Origin of the sequence: Streptomyces sp. XM4193 (assembly GCF_023072595.1) — a bacterium.
Taxonomy (GTDB): Bacteria; Actinomycetota; Actinomycetes; order Streptomycetales; family Streptomycetaceae; genus Streptomyces.
The window spans coordinates 81190-97680 of the sequence record NZ_JALLGK010000013.1 but is presented as its reverse complement, the minus strand read 5'-3'; the positions used below and the strand labels follow the sequence as shown (position 1 = coordinate 97680).

At 74.3% G+C, this 16491-nt stretch carries 13 protein-coding genes; 2 read left to right on the top strand and 11 right to left on the bottom strand.

Annotation, left to right across the window (positions count from 1 at the left end; all coding sequences use genetic code 11):
• Nucleotides 1–153: 153 nt before the first annotated feature.
• The 9 genes from MTQ01_RS24395 to MTQ01_RS24355 form a co-directional block, all read right to left on the bottom strand.
• Nucleotides 154–1290, bottom strand: coding sequence for a GNAT family N-acetyltransferase (locus MTQ01_RS24395; protein ID WP_247493044.1), 1137 nt, complete (start codon nt 1288–1290; stop codon nt 154–156).
• A 20-nt stretch (nt 1291–1310) separates the two neighbouring features.
• Complete coding sequence (locus MTQ01_RS24390) at nt 1311–2642, bottom strand: hypothetical protein (protein WP_247493034.1); 1332 nt, start codon at nt 2640–2642, stop codon at nt 1311–1313.
• On the bottom strand, nt 2639–3787 hold the full coding sequence (locus MTQ01_RS24385; protein ID WP_247493033.1) for a glycosyltransferase: 1149 nt from the start codon (nt 3785–3787) through the stop codon (nt 2639–2641). The genes MTQ01_RS24390 and MTQ01_RS24385 overlap by 4 nt, the downstream gene beginning before the upstream one ends.
• Nucleotides 3784–4587 carry a polysaccharide deacetylase family protein gene (locus MTQ01_RS24380; RefSeq protein ID WP_247493032.1) on the bottom strand — a complete coding sequence of 268 codons (804 nt, stop codon included), beginning with the start codon at nt 4585–4587 and terminating at the stop codon, nt 3784–3786. Before MTQ01_RS24380 ends, MTQ01_RS24385 begins: the two co-directional genes overlap by 4 nt.
• Entirely contained in the window at nt 4577–6400 is a 1824-nt protein-coding gene (locus MTQ01_RS24375; RefSeq protein ID WP_247493031.1) for a lipid II flippase MurJ, read from the bottom strand. The genes MTQ01_RS24380 and MTQ01_RS24375 overlap by 11 nt, the downstream gene beginning before the upstream one ends.
• Nucleotides 6397–7743, bottom strand: coding sequence for an O-antigen ligase family protein (locus MTQ01_RS24370; protein WP_374207853.1), 1347 nt, complete (start codon nt 7741–7743; stop codon nt 6397–6399). The genes MTQ01_RS24375 and MTQ01_RS24370 overlap by 4 nt, the downstream gene beginning before the upstream one ends.
• A 143-nt stretch (nt 7744–7886) precedes the next feature.
• Nucleotides 7887–9353 carry an exopolysaccharide biosynthesis polyprenyl glycosylphosphotransferase gene (locus MTQ01_RS24365; RefSeq protein ID WP_247493029.1) on the bottom strand — a complete coding sequence of 489 codons (1467 nt, stop codon included), beginning with the start codon at nt 9351–9353 and terminating at the stop codon, nt 7887–7889.
• Complete coding sequence (locus MTQ01_RS24360; RefSeq protein ID WP_247493043.1) at nt 9350–10546, bottom strand: glycosyltransferase family 4 protein; 1197 nt, start codon at nt 10544–10546, stop codon at nt 9350–9352. Before MTQ01_RS24360 ends, MTQ01_RS24365 begins: the two co-directional genes overlap by 4 nt.
• A 139-nt stretch (nt 10547–10685) precedes the next feature.
• Nucleotides 10686–11711, bottom strand: coding sequence for a DUF3344 domain-containing protein (locus MTQ01_RS24355; protein WP_247493028.1), 1026 nt, complete (start codon nt 11709–11711; stop codon nt 10686–10688).
• Nucleotides 11712–12043: 332 nt separating this feature from the next.
• Here MTQ01_RS24355 and MTQ01_RS24350 point away from each other — a divergent pair, with 332 nt between their 5' ends.
• Nucleotides 12044–12295, top strand: a complete 252-nt coding sequence (locus tag MTQ01_RS24350; RefSeq protein WP_247493027.1) for a chaplin — start codon at nt 12044–12046, stop codon at nt 12293–12295.
• A 179-nt stretch (nt 12296–12474) separates the two neighbouring features.
• Here MTQ01_RS24350 and ligD read toward each other — a convergent pair whose 3' ends face one another.
• Nucleotides 12475–13485 (bottom strand): non-homologous end-joining DNA ligase, encoded by a 1011-nt coding sequence (gene ligD / locus MTQ01_RS24345; RefSeq protein ID WP_247493026.1) that lies wholly within the window; start codon nt 13483–13485, stop codon nt 12475–12477.
• A 76-nt stretch (nt 13486–13561) separates the two neighbouring features.
• On the opposite strand from ligD, the gene MTQ01_RS24340 reads away from it, so the two are divergent.
• Nucleotides 13562–14632 (top strand): ATP-dependent DNA ligase, encoded by a 1071-nt coding sequence (locus MTQ01_RS24340; RefSeq protein ID WP_247493025.1) that lies wholly within the window; start codon nt 13562–13564, stop codon nt 14630–14632.
• Nucleotides 14633–14812: 180 nt separating this feature from the next.
• On the opposite strand, the gene MTQ01_RS24335 is transcribed toward MTQ01_RS24340, so the two are convergent.
• Complete coding sequence (locus MTQ01_RS24335; protein WP_247493024.1) at nt 14813–16471, bottom strand: FAD-binding dehydrogenase; 1659 nt, start codon at nt 16469–16471, stop codon at nt 14813–14815.
• Between the last annotated feature and the right edge of the window lie 20 nt (nt 16472–16491).

Here is a 16491-nt window from a genome sequence, read left to right as displayed (position 1 = left end):
CGCGCCGGCCGACCGGCCGCAGGTCGGCCCCGTACGGACCGGCCGGACGCAGGTCGGCCCCGTACGGACCGGCCGGACGCAGGTCGGCCCCGTACGGACCGACCGGGCGGCGGGGCGGGCGGCGGGGCGGGCGTACGGCGGTGGCCCGCGGGCTCACGCCGTGCCGCCGGCGGACCGCGGGAGGGCCCCGCGCAGCTGCTCGGCCCGGCGTCGCAGCTCCGGCAGCCGGTCCCGTACGGCGTCGGCCAACCGGTCGCGCGCGTCCAGCCGGGCCAGATGCACCGCCAGCGCCGGGGCCGTGGTCCGGCCGGCCAGCAACAGCCGCTGGTTGACGACCCGTTCGGGCCGCCAGTGCTGCTTGTACGGTTCGGTGCCGCGCAGCATGCTCAGCACGCGTCTGCCGCTCTCGGTCACCTGGCGGGAGTCGTGCCGCAGCAGCATGGTCGTGATGTCGACCTTCTGCTCGCGCAGCTCGGGATGCGCACCGTAGAGGTAGCCGCCCGCCAACTCCGCGGAGAGCAGCGTCACATCGCCCGCGACCACCCGTCCGCCGAGCCGGAACTCGGTGAGCACGGCGTCGCCGCTGCGCACCATCTCGCTGGTGGCCCGCACCAGGTGCTCCGCGAACCGGGGCCGCAGATGCTCGGGCGTCACGCCGCGCCCGCGCCACTGCATACCGTGCAGTCGGAGCATGGTGCCCACCGCGCCGGGGACCTCGTGCGGCGGCACGGTGCGCTCCTCGATGCCGAGCGCCTCCAGCCTCCGCAGCTTGGCCCGGAAGCGACGGGCGTTGCGTCCCGGCAGGCGCTGGAGGAGTTCCGGCAGCGGTGCGCCGGGCAGTTCCAGACAGACCGAGTCGGCGCGCCGCCGGGTGGGCCCGTTCCACTCCCGGTGGACCCGTTCCACGGCGGCGTGCGGGCGCACCTCGCGCAGATCCAGCAGCGCGGTGCGGGCGAGCCGCTCCAGCCCCCTGGTCAGCGCGCGTCCGGCCGGGCCGGCCCGGTCGTCGTCGAGCAGTACGTCGAAGAAGTCCGAGATCTCCCCGCCCAGCGACACCAGCACCGGGTACGGCTGGTGCGTCAGCATCAGCGGCGCCGCGCCCACGAGCCGGTCGCCCTCGTGCACCAGCACCACCCGCAGCCGGTTCGGCACGCCGTAGGAGAGCCACCAGGAGTGCAGCCAGGCGTGGCTCTGGAAGGGGGTGGCGGTGCCGCAGGCGCGGTGCAGTCGCGCCCACTGCGGCGCGAGTGCGGCCAGTGCCTCCGGATCGCGGCACAACGTCACCCGCATCACGGGCGGTTCGCCGCCGCTCACCGTGCCGCTCCGTTCGGGCTCTCCTCGCGGGCTGCGGTGGTGCCCCGCTCCTGCGCGGAGGTGCGGGGCTGTTCGACGGGTCCGGTGCGCCGCGACGTCGTGCGCTTGCGGCTCCGCCCGCCGGAGGTCGCGCTCTGCTTCCCGGCCGCGGTCGTTCCGCTCGCCGTCACCTCCGCCTCCCCGTCCGACGTGGTGTCCGTGGTGGTGTCCGACGCCGTGGGCCGGGTTCGGGTGGAGGGCTTCGCCGGGGAGGCGGGCGAGGACTTCGTCGCAGGCCTGCGCGGGGGCTTGGTCGACGACTTCGCCGGAGCGGTGCGGCGGCGAGTGGTGGAACGGCCCTCCGGCGCGGATGCCGCGACGACCCCGGACGAACCGGCCCCAGCGGACGGCTCGTTCACGCCGCCCGGCCCGGGTTCGTCGACCGGCGCGTTCACGCCGATCGGCTTCGGTTCGTCGACCTGCCCGGGGCCGTCGACCTGCCCGGGGTGGCCGACCTGCCCGGGGTGGCCGACCTGCCCGGGGTGGCCGACCGGCCCGGGGTCGTCGAGCGGGCCGGGGTCGTCGGTCCGCGGCTGCTCCGGTGTCGACGCGGTGCGTCCGCCGGCGCGTCCGGGACGCACCAGCAGGGCGAGGCCGCCGACCAGTCCGCCGGTGCAGGCGCCGACCGCGGTGGCCACCGGGGTGGCCGGGGAGCTGGGCGCGCTCGGCGCGTGGGCGGCGGCCAGCACCGTCAGCCGTACGCCCGTGCTGCGCGCCGCGTCCCGGCTGGAGTCGGTCAGCGCGGCGGCGACCGCGTTGGCGGTCGCCGCCGCCCGCTGCGGGTGGGCGGCGGTGCCGGTGATCTCGATCATCGGAGCGTCGGGAGAGGTGGCCGACCGCACCCGCTCGCTCAGTTCGGCCACGGGCACCCGGGAGGTGCGCTGGGCGGCGGCGAGTACGGAGGGGCTGGTGGCGACCCGGCCGTACGCCTGGGCGAAGCCGAGCGCGGTCGCCGGGTCGCCCCGCTCCCCCGGTACCGCCACGACGTAGCCCGTCGCGCTGTACTCGGGGGTGGCGACGAGCCCGTAGCCGGCCCCGCACACGGCTCCGAGCGCGACGCCCGCAGCCAGCGGCCACCAGCGCGGCAGCGACCTGCGTCGCGGCCGAAGACGTGCGGCGGCCGCGCCGAACCGCCCGCTCGGCGCGGCAGTCGAAGCGGCGGAGGCAGCGGAGGCGGGCGCCTGCGCGTCCGGGCCGCCGGGCGGGGCGGCGGAGTCGCCGAGACTCTCCGCTCCCGGGTGGGCGGGGACGGATGCGGGGGCGGGGGACGCCTGTTCGGTCTGCGTCATCGTTCACTCACCTGGTTGCCGGTGCGCGCACCGGCGGCACGGTCGTAGATGGCCATCAGTCGGTCGGCGCTGCGGGAGATGTCGTAGCGCTCGACCGCACGGGGTACGGGCAGCCGGGTGGGCAGGCCCAACGCCCAGGCGCGGTGGTGCTGTTGCAGCGCCGCGTCGAGGTCGGCGGGCTCCGGGCCGATGCGGCGCGCTCCGGGCGCCTCGTTGGCCGGGAGTTCGTCGATCGCCGGGCAGGTGACGTGCAGCACCGGCAGACCGGCGGCGAGCGCCTCCAGCACCACCAGTCCGAACGCCTCCTCGCGCGACGGCGAGACCAGCACGTCCATCGCGGCCAGCAGCACCGGCAGCGGAGGTGCGGTGCTGGACGGCAGATCGCTGCTCTCGCCCGGCATCAACGTCCGGTCCGCACAGCCCAGTTCGGAAGCCAGCCGCAGCAGGTTCGCCCGCTCGGGTCCGTCGCCCACCAGCAGCACCCGCGCCTGCGGGAGTGCGGAGACCGACCGCAGCAGGGCGTCGAACCGCTTGCCCGGCACCAGGCGGCCCACCGCACCCACCACGTAGGCGCCGGGCGGGATGCCGAGCAGCGCCCGTGCGCCCTTGCGCGCCGCGGGGGCGAAGCGGAAGCGCGTCGCCTCGATGCCGTTGGGCACGGTCTCGATGCGCGGCCGGGGCACGCCCCAGTCGCGCAGTCGCCGGGCGACGGTGTCGGAGACCGCGACGGTGGTGGCGCCCAGTCGCTCGGAAGCGAGATAGAGCGCCTGGTTGCCGAGGCTGAGCGGACGGCCCTCGATCTGCGCGGCGCCCAGGGAGTGTTCGGTGGCGATGACCGCGCGCACGCCGGCGAGCCGGGCGGCGGCCCTGCCGTAGACGCAGGCGCGGTAGAGGTGGGTGTGGACCACGTCGTACCGGCCGTGCCGGATGAGTCCGGTGAGTCTGGGCAGTGCGGACAGGTCGCGGTTGCCCCGCATGTCGAGGTGGAAGACGCGGCGCCCGTCGGACCGGATGCCGGTGGCGACCGGACCGGGGTTGGTGAGGGTCGCCACGTCGCAGTCGAGCGGAAGGTGGCGCAGCAGCAGCCGCAGTTGCTGCTCGGCGCCGCCGACTCCCAGACCGGTGATGATGTGCAGCGCTCTCATCGGCTCGCCTCCCTGCCGACGGTGGGCAGTTGGGGCTCCTCGCCGAGGGGGCGTCGGCGCAGCGGGTGCAGCATGCGCTTGAGCTGGAGCCGCAGCCGTCCGTCGTTCTGACCGATGTAGGCGCGGGGCAGGGCGTACGGGCCGGTGAGCGTGCCGGGGTCGATGGCGCAGGCGTAGCTGTACCCCGCCCTGCGCACCGCCAGCGCCGAGCGTTCGTCGACCGCGCCGTAGGGGTAGCAGAAGCCCTCGGGGGCTCGGCCGGTGATGTCGCGGAGCAGTTGCCTGCTGTAGGCGGTCTCCTGTTTGCGCACGGTGTCGTCGCCGGCCGGGAGGTTCTCGTGCTGGAGCCCGTGCGAGCCGATCTCGACGCCGGCGCGGGCCGCCGCCCGGATGCCCTCCGCCGTCAGCAGCGGCTTGCGCGGCCCGAGCGGGTCCCAGGCGTTGTCCTTGCCGAGCCTGCCGGGGAGCACGAAGAGAGTGGCGCCGAAGTCGTGCCGTCGCAGCAGCGGCAGCGCGTGCTCGACGAAGTCGGCGTAGCCGTCGTCGAAGGTCAGCCCGACCAGCCCCGAGCCTCGTCCGGCCGCTCTGGCCCGCAGCAGTTCGCGCACGCTGACGCCCGTCAGGCCGCTGCGCGCGAGCCAGCGCAGCTGCTGGTCGAGGCGGTGCGGGGAGACGGTGATCTGGTACGGGTCCTGCGCGGTCAGTGCGACGGAGTGGTACATCAGGATCCACGGCGGCAGCGGTGTGCGGCGGGCGCGCGGAATGGGGTTGCGGTGTGCGGACGCCTGGTCAGCGGACATGACGCACCTTTCGTTCGACTCGGGTGACGGCTCGCCCCACGGCGCGGCGAGCGGCGGACATCAGTGACGGCACCTCGGGTGCGCGCAGCAGCAGCGCGGCTGCGGCGAAGACCGCGGCCACCACGACCGTCCCGAACAGCGCGGCGGGCAGCACGGCGCCGCCGAGCAGCGGGGCGGCGAGCAGCCCGGCGCCGGCTGCCGCGGCGGTGGCCAGCAGCAGCCGGCCGACACCGCCCAGCACCGCCGGCACCTCGACGGCGATCATGCGGCGGCTGAGACCGCGCAGCAGGAGCAGCGCGGCGAGGCTGATACCGGCGGCGTTGGCCCCGGCGATGCCGTGGATCCCCCAGTACGGCGTGGCAACGGCGCCGAGTACGACGGTGGCGGCGAGTCCCGTGCCCATGGCCAGCGCCGGGTACCAGGTCGGGCGGGCGGCGGAGAAGAACGGCCGGGCCAGCGCCCCGACCATGCTGTGACCGAGCAGCCCGAGCGCGTACACCCGCATCACCGAGGCGGTGGCGGCGGTGTCGGAGGCGGTGAACGCGCCGCGCTGGAAGAGGACTTCGACGATCTGCGGAGCCAGCGCAAGGACGTGTGCGCTGCCCAGCAGCACGATGAGCGCGGCGAGCGAGAGGTCGCGCTCCACCCGTCGCCGGGCATCCTCCCGCCGGCCCTCGGCCATCGCCCTGGCCACCACGGGGAAGGTGACCGTGCAGACCATCAGGGAGAGCACCATGGGCAGTTGGGCGATCTTCTGCGCGTAGTTCAGATGCGAGATCGCGCCCGCGGCCAGCTCGGACCCGAGGAACCGTTCGACCAGTACCTGTGCCTGGCGGCCGAGCGCGAACGTCACCACCGGCGCCAGCAGCCCGAAGCTGATCAGCGAGCGCGGCGCCCGGACACCGCCGCGGACACCGCCGCGAGGACGGGGCGCGGGGCTGCGGCGCGGCAGTCTGCGCAGGAACGACGGCAGCTGGACGAGCGTCATCAGCGCCCCGCCGACCGCGACGCCGGCCGCGGCGGCCACCACGCCCCAGTTGTCGTGCAGCAGCAGGACGGTGGCGATGATGCCGAGGTTGTACACCGCGTACACGGCGGCGGGCGGCAGATAGCAGTGGTGGGCGCGCAGAGTGGCGCTGAAGTAGCCGGTGATGCCGAAGCTCAGCAGGGTCAGCGCGGTCAACCGGGTGCACTGAACGGCCAGTTGGGGGTCTTCGAGGCCGGGAGCCAGAGCCGCCACGAACAGCGGCGCCCCCAGCGCCGCGCACCCCGCCACCGCGGCCAGTACGAGCGCCAGACGCGGCAGCGTGCCGGCGACCAGCTCGCGCACCGGGTCCAGCGGACGGCCCGACTGCTCGGCGCGCCTGGCCAGTGCAAGGCTCACCGCCGGCACCAGTACCAACGCCATCGCGTCCTCGATCAGGAGGGTGGAGGCGAACTCCGGCACCGTCCAGGCGACGAGGAAGGCGTCGGTGTCGCTGCCCGCTCCGAAGAGGTGGGCGATGGTCTGGTCCCGGAGGAGTCCCAGCAGCGAACCGAGTGCGGTCAGCGCGGCGGTCCAGACGGCGGCCCGGGCGAGCACCCGGCCCAGCGGCGAGGTGTCGGCGGGCTTCGCGGCGCGGGTCGGGGCGGGTGTCGGGGCGGGCCGCCACGGCCGCGACGCCGGCCGGTTCGCGGGGCGTTCGGACAGCTCCGACAGCTCGGGCGGCTCGCCGAGGGCGGCGGCCGGGTCGTGCGCCGCCGGTTCCTGGACGGTCGAGTCCTGGGCGGTCGGGTCCTGCGCCGTGCGGTCGTTCATCGTGCGGTCGTTCATCGTGCGGCTCCGACCGGTGGCGAGGTGTCCGCGCCTCGCAGGGCCCACCAGGCGACCAACCCGAGCACCAGCGCAGTCAGCACCGTCGACGGGCCGCCGATGTCGGCGTAGAGGAAGTCGACCAGCTGCCACACCAGGAGGCCGACGGCGGCGGCTCCGCAGGCGGGTGGAGCACCGTACGCGCGCCGCTCGGCCCGCAGCGAGCGCAGGCCCAGCAGCAGCAGCGCCGCCCAACTGCCCACCAGGGCGGTCAGTCCGAGCAGTCCCTGCTCGCTGAGGACCAGCAGGTACATGTTGTGCGGCGAGAGCAGCGGTTCGCGGTGGAAGTCGCTCCCGGCGCCGGCGGTGTCGCTGCCGGAGGAGAGCGCCAGCGAGGCGTTGCCGTCGCGGTGCTCGGGGAAGCCTCTCGGGCCCACGCCGGTCAGGGGTTCGCGCTGCCACATGGACACCGCCGCCGCCCACATGCTGTACCGGTCGGTCACGGACTGGTCGGGGGCGTCGGCGACCTCGGTGATGCTGCCGAGCCGTTCGCCGACCAGCTCGCCCCCGACTCCCGCGCCGCCGACCAGCACCACCGCCAGCGCGCCGGTCACCGCGAGGGTGCGCAGCGCCAACCGCCGTCCGGACAGCAGCAGTACGGCCAGTACGGCCGCGCCGGTGGCGATCCAGGCGCCTCGGCTGAAGGAGAGCACCAACGGCACCGCGAGCAGGCCGGCGGCGCCCAGCGCGCACACGCGCAGCCGCCGGTGGCTGCCCGGCGGGGGCAGCAGCCCGAGGGCGAGGGCGAGGACCAGCCCGTAGGAGACGAGGGTGGACATGCCCATCACATCGACGGCTCCGAAGGTGCCGACCGCACGGATGTCCGCGCCCCGGTACGAGGCGCCGGTGCCGGTGGCGTACTGGTGGACGCCCACCGCTCCCTGGAAGAGGGCGAGCACGACGAGTGCGCCGCCGAGCACCGCGAAGTCCCGTCGGTCGCGCAGCAGCAGCACCACCGCCGCCGGGACCAGCACGAAGATCTGGAGCGTGCGGACGTAACCGGGCAGGCCGGCCGCCGGGTCGAAGGAGGCGATCGTCGCCACGGTGACGCCGAGCGCGGGCAGGGCCAGCAGCAGCGCCGCGCGGGCGGCGAGCGGTCTTGCGCCGCGGCGCACCAGGGTGAGCGCCACCCAGCCGACGAGTACGGCCGAGGCGAGGTCCGCGGGACCCACGGTCGCGCCCTGGGCCGGGTCCGCGCCGCCGGCCGGAGCGCAGACCAGCACCACGACCGCGAGCGCCGGCAGCAGCGGCAGCGACCGCCGCAACCGTCCACGCCACCCGCCCGCCGCCGCGGACACCGGCACCTCGGCCCCGGACGCAGTGTGCGAGGCGGACGTGCTCGGGGCAGGCGGGCGCGAGGCGGGTACCGGCGCCGTGCACGGCACGGGCGCGGGCGCCGTGCGCGAGGCGGGTGGCGGGGGCGCCGTCGGCGCGCACTGACGCACGCTCAGCTCCCGCCCTGCCGGAAGACGGAGCCGACGGTGCGCAGCAGAATGCACATGTCCAGCCACGGCGACCAGGTGTCGATGTAGTGGTTGTCGAAGCGCGCCCGGTCCTCGATGGAGGTGTCGCCGCGCAGGCCGTGGACCTGAGCCAGGCCGGTGATGCCGACGGGCATCCGGTGCCGGGCACCGTAGTGCGGATAAATCTCGCTGAACCGTGCGACGAAGAAGGGTCGTTCGGGCCGCGGTCCGACCAGGCTCATGTCGCCGCGCAGCACGTTCCACAGCTGCGGCAGCTCGTCCAGTGAGGTGCGCCGCATCCAGCGTCCGACGGCGCTCATCCGCCGGTCGTCCGCGACGCTCCACCGGGTGGCCGCCTCGTACGGGTCGGTGGGCCGCAGCGTGCGGAACTTCAGCACCGTGAACGGGAGTCCGTCTCGGCCCACCCGCTCCTGCCGGAAGAGGACGCCGGGCCCGTCGGCCAGCCGTACCGCCAGGGCGCAGAGCGCCAGCAGCGGCGAGAGCAGCAGCAGCGCGAGACCGGACGAGGCCATGTCGAACGCCCGCTTGCCCAGGTGCGCGGGGGTGCGCGCGGGCGGCGGCAGGATCCGGCTGCAGGCGAAGCCCCAGAGCTGGCCGGCGGGCCTGGCGGCGGGCAGTTGAGGACCGCCGACGCACCACACCGCGCAACCGAGCGAGGCGAGGTGGTCGACGAGCGCGGCGAGCTCCGGTGCCGCCGCCGGCGGCCGGGTCAGGACCGCGTCCCGCACGCTGTTCTGGATCACGGCCCGGGTGACGTCCTCGAAGGTGTGCAGCACCGGGAGCCTCGGCGGCTCACCGGCGTGCTGCTCGCCCGGACCGCACGCGACCAGCCCCACCGGCCGCATCGCGTACTCCGGCCGGGCGAGCAGCGCCGCGGCCAGGGCGCGGGACGTCGACCCGAGTCCGACGATCAGGGCGGAGTGCGGCCGGCGTCTGGCGCGGGCCCGGCGCAGTCGGTACGTCGCGCACCGGCCGGCGGTCGCCAGCACCGTGTGCAGGGTCAGCAGCGACAGCAGGGCGGGCAGCGCCATGGCCTGCTCGGGATCGGCCGCGGCGGCCAGTGCGGCGGTCACCGCCCAGGCCAGCGCGGCGCTCGCGAACAGTGCCGGCACCTCGTCCAGGCCGGAGGGCGCCGGCCGGCTGCGGTAGAGACCTGCCTGCCTGTTCAGGGCGAGGACGGCGAGCAGCCCCGCGGCGAGTGCCGCCGGCGGGAGCGTGGTGGTCTCGGAGGCGACGAGTGTCAGGGCTGCCGTCATCGCCAGGCAGTCCGAGACCAGCGCCGCCGGTGCGGACACGCCTCGGCGGGGGCGGCGCGGTGCGGCGCCGGAGTCGGCCGCGGTGCGCGGCGGCGGGAAGGAGAGCGGGCTCTGCCGCGGAGGGTCCGCGGGACCGGTGAGCGGCCCGGAGGTCTCGGTGCTGTCTGCGGTCATCGGAGGAGGCGCTCCCTGCGGTCCTGGTGCGGGCGCCGGAGCAGTTCGCGGTACAGGTCCCCCACCTCCGCGGCGCTCCGGCGCACATCGTGGTTCGTGGTGACATGGGCGCGGGCCTCGATCCCGGCGGCGACGAGGCGCCCGGGTTCGGCCAGCAGCGCGCCCAGCGCGCGCCCCAGGGCGAACGGGTCGTCGGCGGGCACCAGTTGACGGGCGGCGTGGCCGTTCGGCAGGCACTCGCGGGCACCCGCGACGTCGGTCAGCAGCACCGGCCGGCCGCACGCCATCGCCTCCAGCGGGGCGAGTGCCATCCCCTCCCAGCGCGAGGGCAGCACGACCAGGTCGGCGGCCTGGTACCAGGTCCGCACGGTGCGGACCGCGCCGGCGAACACCACGCCGGCGGGGGCCGCCGACCGCAGCGCGCCGGCGGCCGGACCGTCGCCCACCAGTACCAGCAGGGCGCGCGGGTGCCGGGCGGTGACGGTGGGCCAGGAACGCAGCAGCACGTCCTGGCCCTTCTGCTCGCTGAGCCTTCCGACGCAGACCACCACGGGTGCGCCGTCCGGCAGTGCGGCGCACTCGGGCAGCGCGGCGCGGGCGGCGGTGCGGCTGTCGGCGGCGGTGGTGAAATCGAGCGGATAGCGCCCCAGGTCGATGCCGTTGGGCACCACCGCCCAGTCGCCGCGCACTCCGGCGTTCTCGCCGCGGCGGCGCTCCGCCTCGCTGACGCACAGCAGCCGGGCGGCCCAACGCGCGGCCCGGCGCTCCCACTTGAGCGCCAGCGCGCGGGAAGTGCCGGTGACGGCCTCGAAGGACCAGGCGTGCGGCTGGAACACGGTCGGAACCCGTCCGCGCGCGGCCAGTCGGCCGGCGAGGCCCGCCTCGGCGCTGTGCAGATGCAGCAGGTCGGGGCGGAGTCTGTCCAGCAGGCCCGTGATGCGGCAGATCTCCGTGAACAGGCCGGGGCCCGGTCCGCGCCCGGCGGGCCAGTGGTGCACCCGCGCACCGGCGGACCGGGCCGACTCCCCGAGCGGCCCCGGCGGGCACCCCAGATGCACCTCCAGGCCCGCCTGCCGCTGGGCCGCGACCAGATCGGTGACGACCGTGGCGACACCTCCCTCCACCGGTTGGGAGAGATGCAGAACGCTGGGCCGGCGGCGAGCGCCCGGCTCCCGGTCCTCGACTGTCGCGATCTGCTGTGCTCGGTGGTGCGGGCCCTGGAACCGCCGGTCCGGCGGCCCGCCGAACTCTCCGTCGTACGACACGTGTTGATCTCCCCCGGATGCACCGGCCAGTGGAATTGGTTTCCGGTGGCGCCGGAACTCGGGAATTTCAGCTCCCGGTTGTCGCCGCCACCGCGAGCACACCGAGGTGATAGCCGTCGGCGCCCGGGGAGAAATCGAAGGCGAGGGAATCCGCTCCGTGCTTGACCGCAGCTGTGACGTCGAACCGGTCGGAGTCGTATCCGAGTGTGTTCTCGTGGGCCGGTTCCCGGCTTTTCACCGACCGACCCATATCACTGATGGTGGAATTCATCGCGTCCGCGGCGGGGTTGGCCGAATTGTTGAGCCGCATCGGGGATTTCCCATTGGCTGCGACCTGCCAGCCGTCGCCGGTGACGCCGCGGTCGCCGTCGTAGGCCACCACGGACGCGGTCCCGCGCGAACCCGCGGGAACACCGAGCCCGGTGAGGGTGACGCGTACGTCTCCCCCCTTCGGGGTCACGCTGCGGTAGCCGTCCCACAGGGCGAGCCGGCGCTCGGGCGAGCGCTCGTTCTCGTACGCGGCCACCATCGTCCAACCGCCCCAGGCACCCGCCGCCGAGTGGCCCATCGCCACGTTCAGCTGGGCGACGGTGTAGGAGCCCGAACCGCTGCGGCGTACCAGATCGGTGACGTCGGCGGAGGCCTGGTAGGAGTCGGTCAGCCCGGTGGTGCGGTGCGCGACCACGGAGTCGGCGAGCACCTCCTTGTAGGAACCGCCCTGTTCGGCGACGAGTACGCGGCCGTTGTCCTTCGGCGGCTTCTGCTCGCCGACCCGAAGGTTGCCGCCCCAGTACAGCCGGGCGTGGGTGACCCTCGACCCGGACGGCAGCTTCAGTTGCGCACGGCTGGAGTTGTAGGTGGCCGGATCGTCGTCGACGTCGATGTAGAACATCTCGTAGTCGCCGTTGACGCCCGCGCCGCGCCGGGCGCCCGGGCAGGGGCCGGCGCCCTCGCGCGCGACCGACCGGCAGGTGATCGCCGAGTTGGCCGCCTGTGCGAACCCGCCGTGCTGCACCGTCGAGTACCGCTGGGTGAAGGGAAGTTGCTCCTTCGCTCCGGGCGCCGAAACCGCGGCACTCGGCAGCACCGACACGGCAAGCGCCGCGGCAAGCACACACCAGGCACCGCGACCCGCAGAACTCAAATTCGTTCGCACGACGTGCTCTCCGATTTCTGTGAACGGCCTTCCTCAGCAGTAGTGCAGAGTGACAGAAAGAAAGTGGCAGATCACGTCAGACGCGCTGATTCGGTAAAGGCTTGTTCGGCCCGTCAACTGGGGCGGCAGTACGCCGTGTTGACCGAGCGGTCAACACAGCGTCTTTTTCCGTGATGCCGCTACGCCATTTGTGCACGCCGCCGTATCCCGACCGACAACCGTTCGTTGACCGCGGTGACCCCCTTTTCACCTCGGTTGAGGAGTAAGTCATGAAGCACATCCTGAAGGTCGGCACCATGGTCGCCGCCGGTTGCGCGCTCGCCCTGGGCAGCGCGGGCGGAGCGGTGGCGCACGAGGGTTCGGGCGCGGGCGCGCAGGGTGTCGCCGCGCACTCCCCGGGCGTCCTCAGCGGCAACGTCATCCAGGTTCCGGTGAGCATCCCGATCAACCTGTGCGGCAACTCCGTGAACGTCATCGGCGCGCTCAACCCCGCGTTCGGCAACACCTGCGTCAACAAGTGAGCTGAGCGCGCCCGTTCGGCGCGCGAGGGCCCGCGCATGTGAGCGGCGGGCGGAGACGGAGCCTCCGCCCGCCGCTTCGCACGCCCGCCCCGGGTGCCCGCGGCTGCCGCGCTCCCGTGTCCGCGTGTTTGCGCTCCCCCGCGCCCGCCCCGGCGTACGGGTGTGCGCCCGCTCTCGCGTCAGTCGCTGCCGCGCGCCCGGCTGGGCTGTACCCGCTTGGGTTCACCGCGCATCTTGGGATGGTCGGGCGGGTACGGCATGTCCTCCTGGCCGTGGTCGCGGCGGTGCCGCTCGGCCAGCTCCAGCACGGTCTCCAGCCGGCCGGGCGCGTCCTCCATCCCCGCGTGCACATCGCCCTCCCGCGCGTACCTCTCCGGCATGGTCGCCAGATCGAAGTCGGCTGGCTCGGCGTCCGCCAACTCCTCCCAGCGCAGCGGCGCGGAGACGGTGGCGCCGGGGGTCGGCCGCACGGAGTACGCGGCGGCGATGGTGCGGTCCCTGGCCATCTGGTTGTAGTCGACGAAGATCCTGGCGCCGCGCTCCTCCTTCCACCAGGCGATGGTGATCCGGTCGGGGGCGCGGCGTTCGAGTTCGCGGCCGATGGCGATGGCGGCCCTGCGGACGTCGACGAAGGTCCACAGCGGCTCGATCGGCACATAGATGTGCAGCCCTCGCCCGCCGGAGGTCTTGGGCCAGCCGCGAAGGCCCAACTCGTCCAGCAGCTCGCGCAGTTGGCCAGCCGCGGCGCGGGCGTCGGCGAAGTCGGTGCCGGGCTGCGGGTCCAGGTCGATGCGCAGTTCGTCGGGGTGGTCGGGGCGTTCGCGGCGCACCGGCCAGGGGTGGAAGGTCAGGGTGCCGAGGTTCGCGGCCCACAGGACCGCGGCTGTCTCGGCGGGGCAGATCTCGTCCGCGTGGCGTCCGCTGGGGAAGGAGATCCGGGCGGTGTCGATCCAGGAGGGCAGGTTCTTGGGGGCCCGCTTCTGGAAGAAGGACTCGCCGTCCACTCCGTCCGGGAAGCGTTGCAGGGTGGTCGGGCGGTCGCGCAGCGCGCGGGTGATGCCGTCCCCGACCGCGAGGTAGTAACGGGCGAGGTCGAGCTTGGTGAAGCCCCGGGCGGGGAAGTACACCTTGTCCGGGTGGGAGAGGCGCACCGTCCGCTCGCCCGCCTGCAGTTCCACGCTGTCGGCCATCCGTCCACGCTAGCCCCGGGCGGTCGCGGGCGCCGCTCGGCGGGCGGGGAGCGGGCCGCGGGCGCACAATCGCCGCATGGACCTCCCGGTGATGCCACCGCTGAAGCCGATGCTCGCCAGAGCCGCGGCCCGTATCCCGCCCGGAATGCACTACGAGGCCAAGTGGGACGGCTTCCGGGCCCTGGTCTTCCGCGACGGCGACGAGGTCGAGCTGACCAGCCGCTCGACCAAATCCCTGACCCGCTACTTCCCCGAACTCCTGGACGCGCTGCGCCGGTCGCTGCCGCCGCGCTGCGTGGTCGACGGCGAGATCGTGATCGTGCGGGGAGACCGGCTGGACTTCGATGCGCTGCTGGAGCGCATCCATCCCGCCGACTCGCGGGTGCGGCGGCTGGCGGCGGAGACCCCCGCCGCCTTCGTCGCGTTCGACCTGCTCGCGCTGGAGGACCGTTCGCTGATGGAGGCCCCGCTGGCCGAACGCAGACGGCTGCTGGCCGAGGCGCTGGAAGGGGTCGACGGGCCGGTGCGGCTGGCTCCGGCCACCGACGACCCGGAGGTCGCCCGCCAGTGGTTCGAACGCTTCGAGGGCGCCGGGTTGGACGGCATCGTCGCCAAGCGCCCGGACCTCCCGTACGGGCCGGACCAGCGACTCATGGTGAAGGTCAAGCACGAGCGGACCGCGGACTGCGTGCTGGCGGGGCTGCGGCACCACAAGAGCGGTCCGGTCGTCGGTTCGCTGCTGCTCGGGCTCTACGACGAGTCGGGCGTGCTCCAGCACGTCGGGGTGTGCGCGAGCTTCCCCATGCGACGGCGCGAGGAGCTGATGACGGAACTGGCACCGCTGCGCACGGACTCGGCGGACCACCCCTGGGGCGCCTGGCAGGACGAGGCCGCGCACGAGCACAGCCGGATGCCCGGCGGCCCGAGCCGCTGGACGGGGAAGAAGGACCTGTCGTGGGTGCCGCTGCGCCCCGAGCGGGTGGTCGAGGTGGCCTACGACCACATGCAGGGCGACCGCTTCCGCCACACCACCCGGTTCAGGCGCTGGCGGCCGGACCGCGAGCCGCACCAGTGCACCTACGCCCAGCTGGAGGAGCCGGTCCGCTACGACCTGGCCGAAGCCCTGGGCGGCCGGCCGACGAGCTGACGGACCGGTGCACGTCCCGACGGGGCGCACGGTCCCGGCCGGCGTGCGCGCCGACCGGCACGCGCAGGCCGTACGGGCCGCACCACCGCGGCACGCGCCCGCACGACCGCCGTACGCGTCCACGCCACCGCTGCACGCGTCCGTGGGAGCGGCTCCGCGGGAACGCCGGGGCGGCCGGGGTCAGCCCCCGACCGCCTTGGCGGCCTCGCGGCCGGCCGTGCGGCCGGAGAAGAGGCAGCCGCCGAGGAACGTCCCCTCCAGCGACCGGTACCCGTGCACACCGCCGCCGCCGAATCCGGCCGCCTCGCCCGCCGCGTACACGCCGGGCAGCGGGGTGCCGTCCTCGGTGAGCACCCGTGCGGACAGGTCGGTCTCCAGCCCGCCGAGGCTCTTGCGGGTCAGGATGTTGAGCCGTACGGCGACCAGCGGGCCGGCCTTGGGGTCCAGCAGCCGGTGCGGTGTGGCGACCCGGATCAGCTTGTCGCCCAGGTAGTTGCGGGCGCCCCGGATGGCGGTGACCTGGAGGTCCTTGGTGAAGGTGTTGTCGATCTCGCGGTCGCGGGCGGAGATCTCGCGGTGCAGCGCGCTCTCGTCGATCAGGGAGTCGCCGGTCAGCTCGTTCATCCGGGCGACCAGCCGGCCGAGGTCCTGCTCCACGACGAAGTCGGCGCCGTTGTCCATGAACGCCTGCACGGGGCCGGGCGGGCCGCCGCGGGCCCTGCCCAGCACATCGCGGATGCTGCGGCCGGTGAGGTCGGGGTTCTGCTCCGAGCCGGAGAGGGCGAACTCCTTCTCGATGATCTTCCTGGTGAGGACGAACCAGGTGTAGTCGTACCCGGTTCGCTGGATGTGCTCCAGGGTGCCGAGCGTGTCGAAACCGGGGAAGAGCGGTACCGGCAGTCGCTTCCCGGTGGCGTCGAGCCAGAGGCTGGAGGGGCCGGGCAGGATGCGGATGGCGTGTTTCGGCCAGATCGGGTTCCAGTTCTCGATGCCCTCGACGTAGTGCCACATCCGGTCGCCGTTGATCAGCCGGCCGCCCGCGCTCTCGGCGATCGCGAGCATTTTGCCGTCGACGTGCTCGGGCACTCCGCTGAGCATCTTCTTCGGCGGAGTCCCCAGCCGCTGCGGCCAGTTGGCGCGGACGAGATCGTGGTTGCCGCCGATGCCGCCGGTGGTGACGACGATCGCCTGGGCGCGCAGTTCGAAGCTCTCCTCGCTCTCCCGGCTGCTCGGGGTGCCGCGCGGCGCCGCACTCGGCGCCAGCACCTCGCCGGAGACGGTGTCCACACTCCCGCCGGTCCTGCTCAGCCCGGTCACCCGGTGCCGGAACCGCAGCTGCACGCGGCCCGCCGCGACCCCGGCACGCACCCGGCGCTCGAAGGGCTCCACGACGCCCGGCCCGGTGCCCCAGGTGATGTGGAAGCGGGGCACGGAGTTGCCGTGCCCCGTGGCGTCGTAGCCGCCGCGCTCGGCCCAGCCGACGACGGGGAAGAGCTTGAGCCCCTGCTGCCGCAGCCAGGAGCGCTTCTCCCCGGCGGCGAAGTCCACGTACGCCTCCGCCCAGCGGCGCGGCCAGTGGTCCTCCTCGCGGTCGAAGCCGGCGGTGCCGAGCCAGTCCTGCCAGGCGAGTTCGAAGCTGTCGCGGATGCGCATCCGGCGTTGCTCCGGGGAGTCCACGAAGAACAACCCGCCGAAGGACCAGTGCGCCTGCCCTCCGATCGACTGCTCCGGCTCCTGGTCGAGCAGGATGACCTTCCGCCCGGCCTCGGAGAGTTCTGCGGTGGCGGCGAGACCCGCCAGGCCCGCACCGATCACGATGACGTCCGCGTCGTACGACATGCGCGAAGAATTACTTGCGG

Bases quoted from the DNA above. Each gene is read 5' to 3' on its own strand.
- MTQ01_RS24350 (WP_247493027.1), top strand. From the start codon at position 12,044: ATGAAGCACATCCTGAAGGTCGGCACCATGGTCGCCGCCGGTTGCGCG.
- ligD (WP_247493026.1), bottom strand. From the start codon at position 13,485: ATGGCCGACAGCGTGGAACTGCAGGCGGGCGAGCGGACGGTGCGCCTC.
- MTQ01_RS24375 (WP_247493031.1), bottom strand. From the start codon at position 6,400: ATGAACGACCGCACGATGAACGACCGCACGGCGCAGGACCCGACCGCC.
- MTQ01_RS24380 (WP_247493032.1), bottom strand. From the start codon at position 4,587: ATGTCCGCTGACCAGGCGTCCGCACACCGCAACCCCATTCCGCGCGCC.
- MTQ01_RS24390 (WP_247493034.1), bottom strand. From the start codon at position 2,642: ATGACGCAGACCGAACAGGCGTCCCCCGCCCCCGCATCCGTCCCCGCC.
- MTQ01_RS24335 (WP_247493024.1), bottom strand. From the start codon at position 16,471: ATGTCGTACGACGCGGACGTCATCGTGATCGGTGCGGGCCTGGCGGGT.
- MTQ01_RS24385 (WP_247493033.1), bottom strand. From the start codon at position 3,787: ATGAGAGCGCTGCACATCATCACCGGTCTGGGAGTCGGCGGCGCCGAG.
- MTQ01_RS24365 (WP_247493029.1), bottom strand. From the start codon at position 9,353: ATGACCGCAGACAGCACCGAGACCTCCGGGCCGCTCACCGGTCCCGCG.
- MTQ01_RS24395 (WP_247493044.1), bottom strand. From the start codon at position 1,290: ATGCGGGTGACGTTGTGCCGCGATCCGGAGGCACTGGCCGCACTCGCG.
- MTQ01_RS24340 (WP_247493025.1), top strand. From the start codon at position 13,562: ATGGACCTCCCGGTGATGCCACCGCTGAAGCCGATGCTCGCCAGAGCC.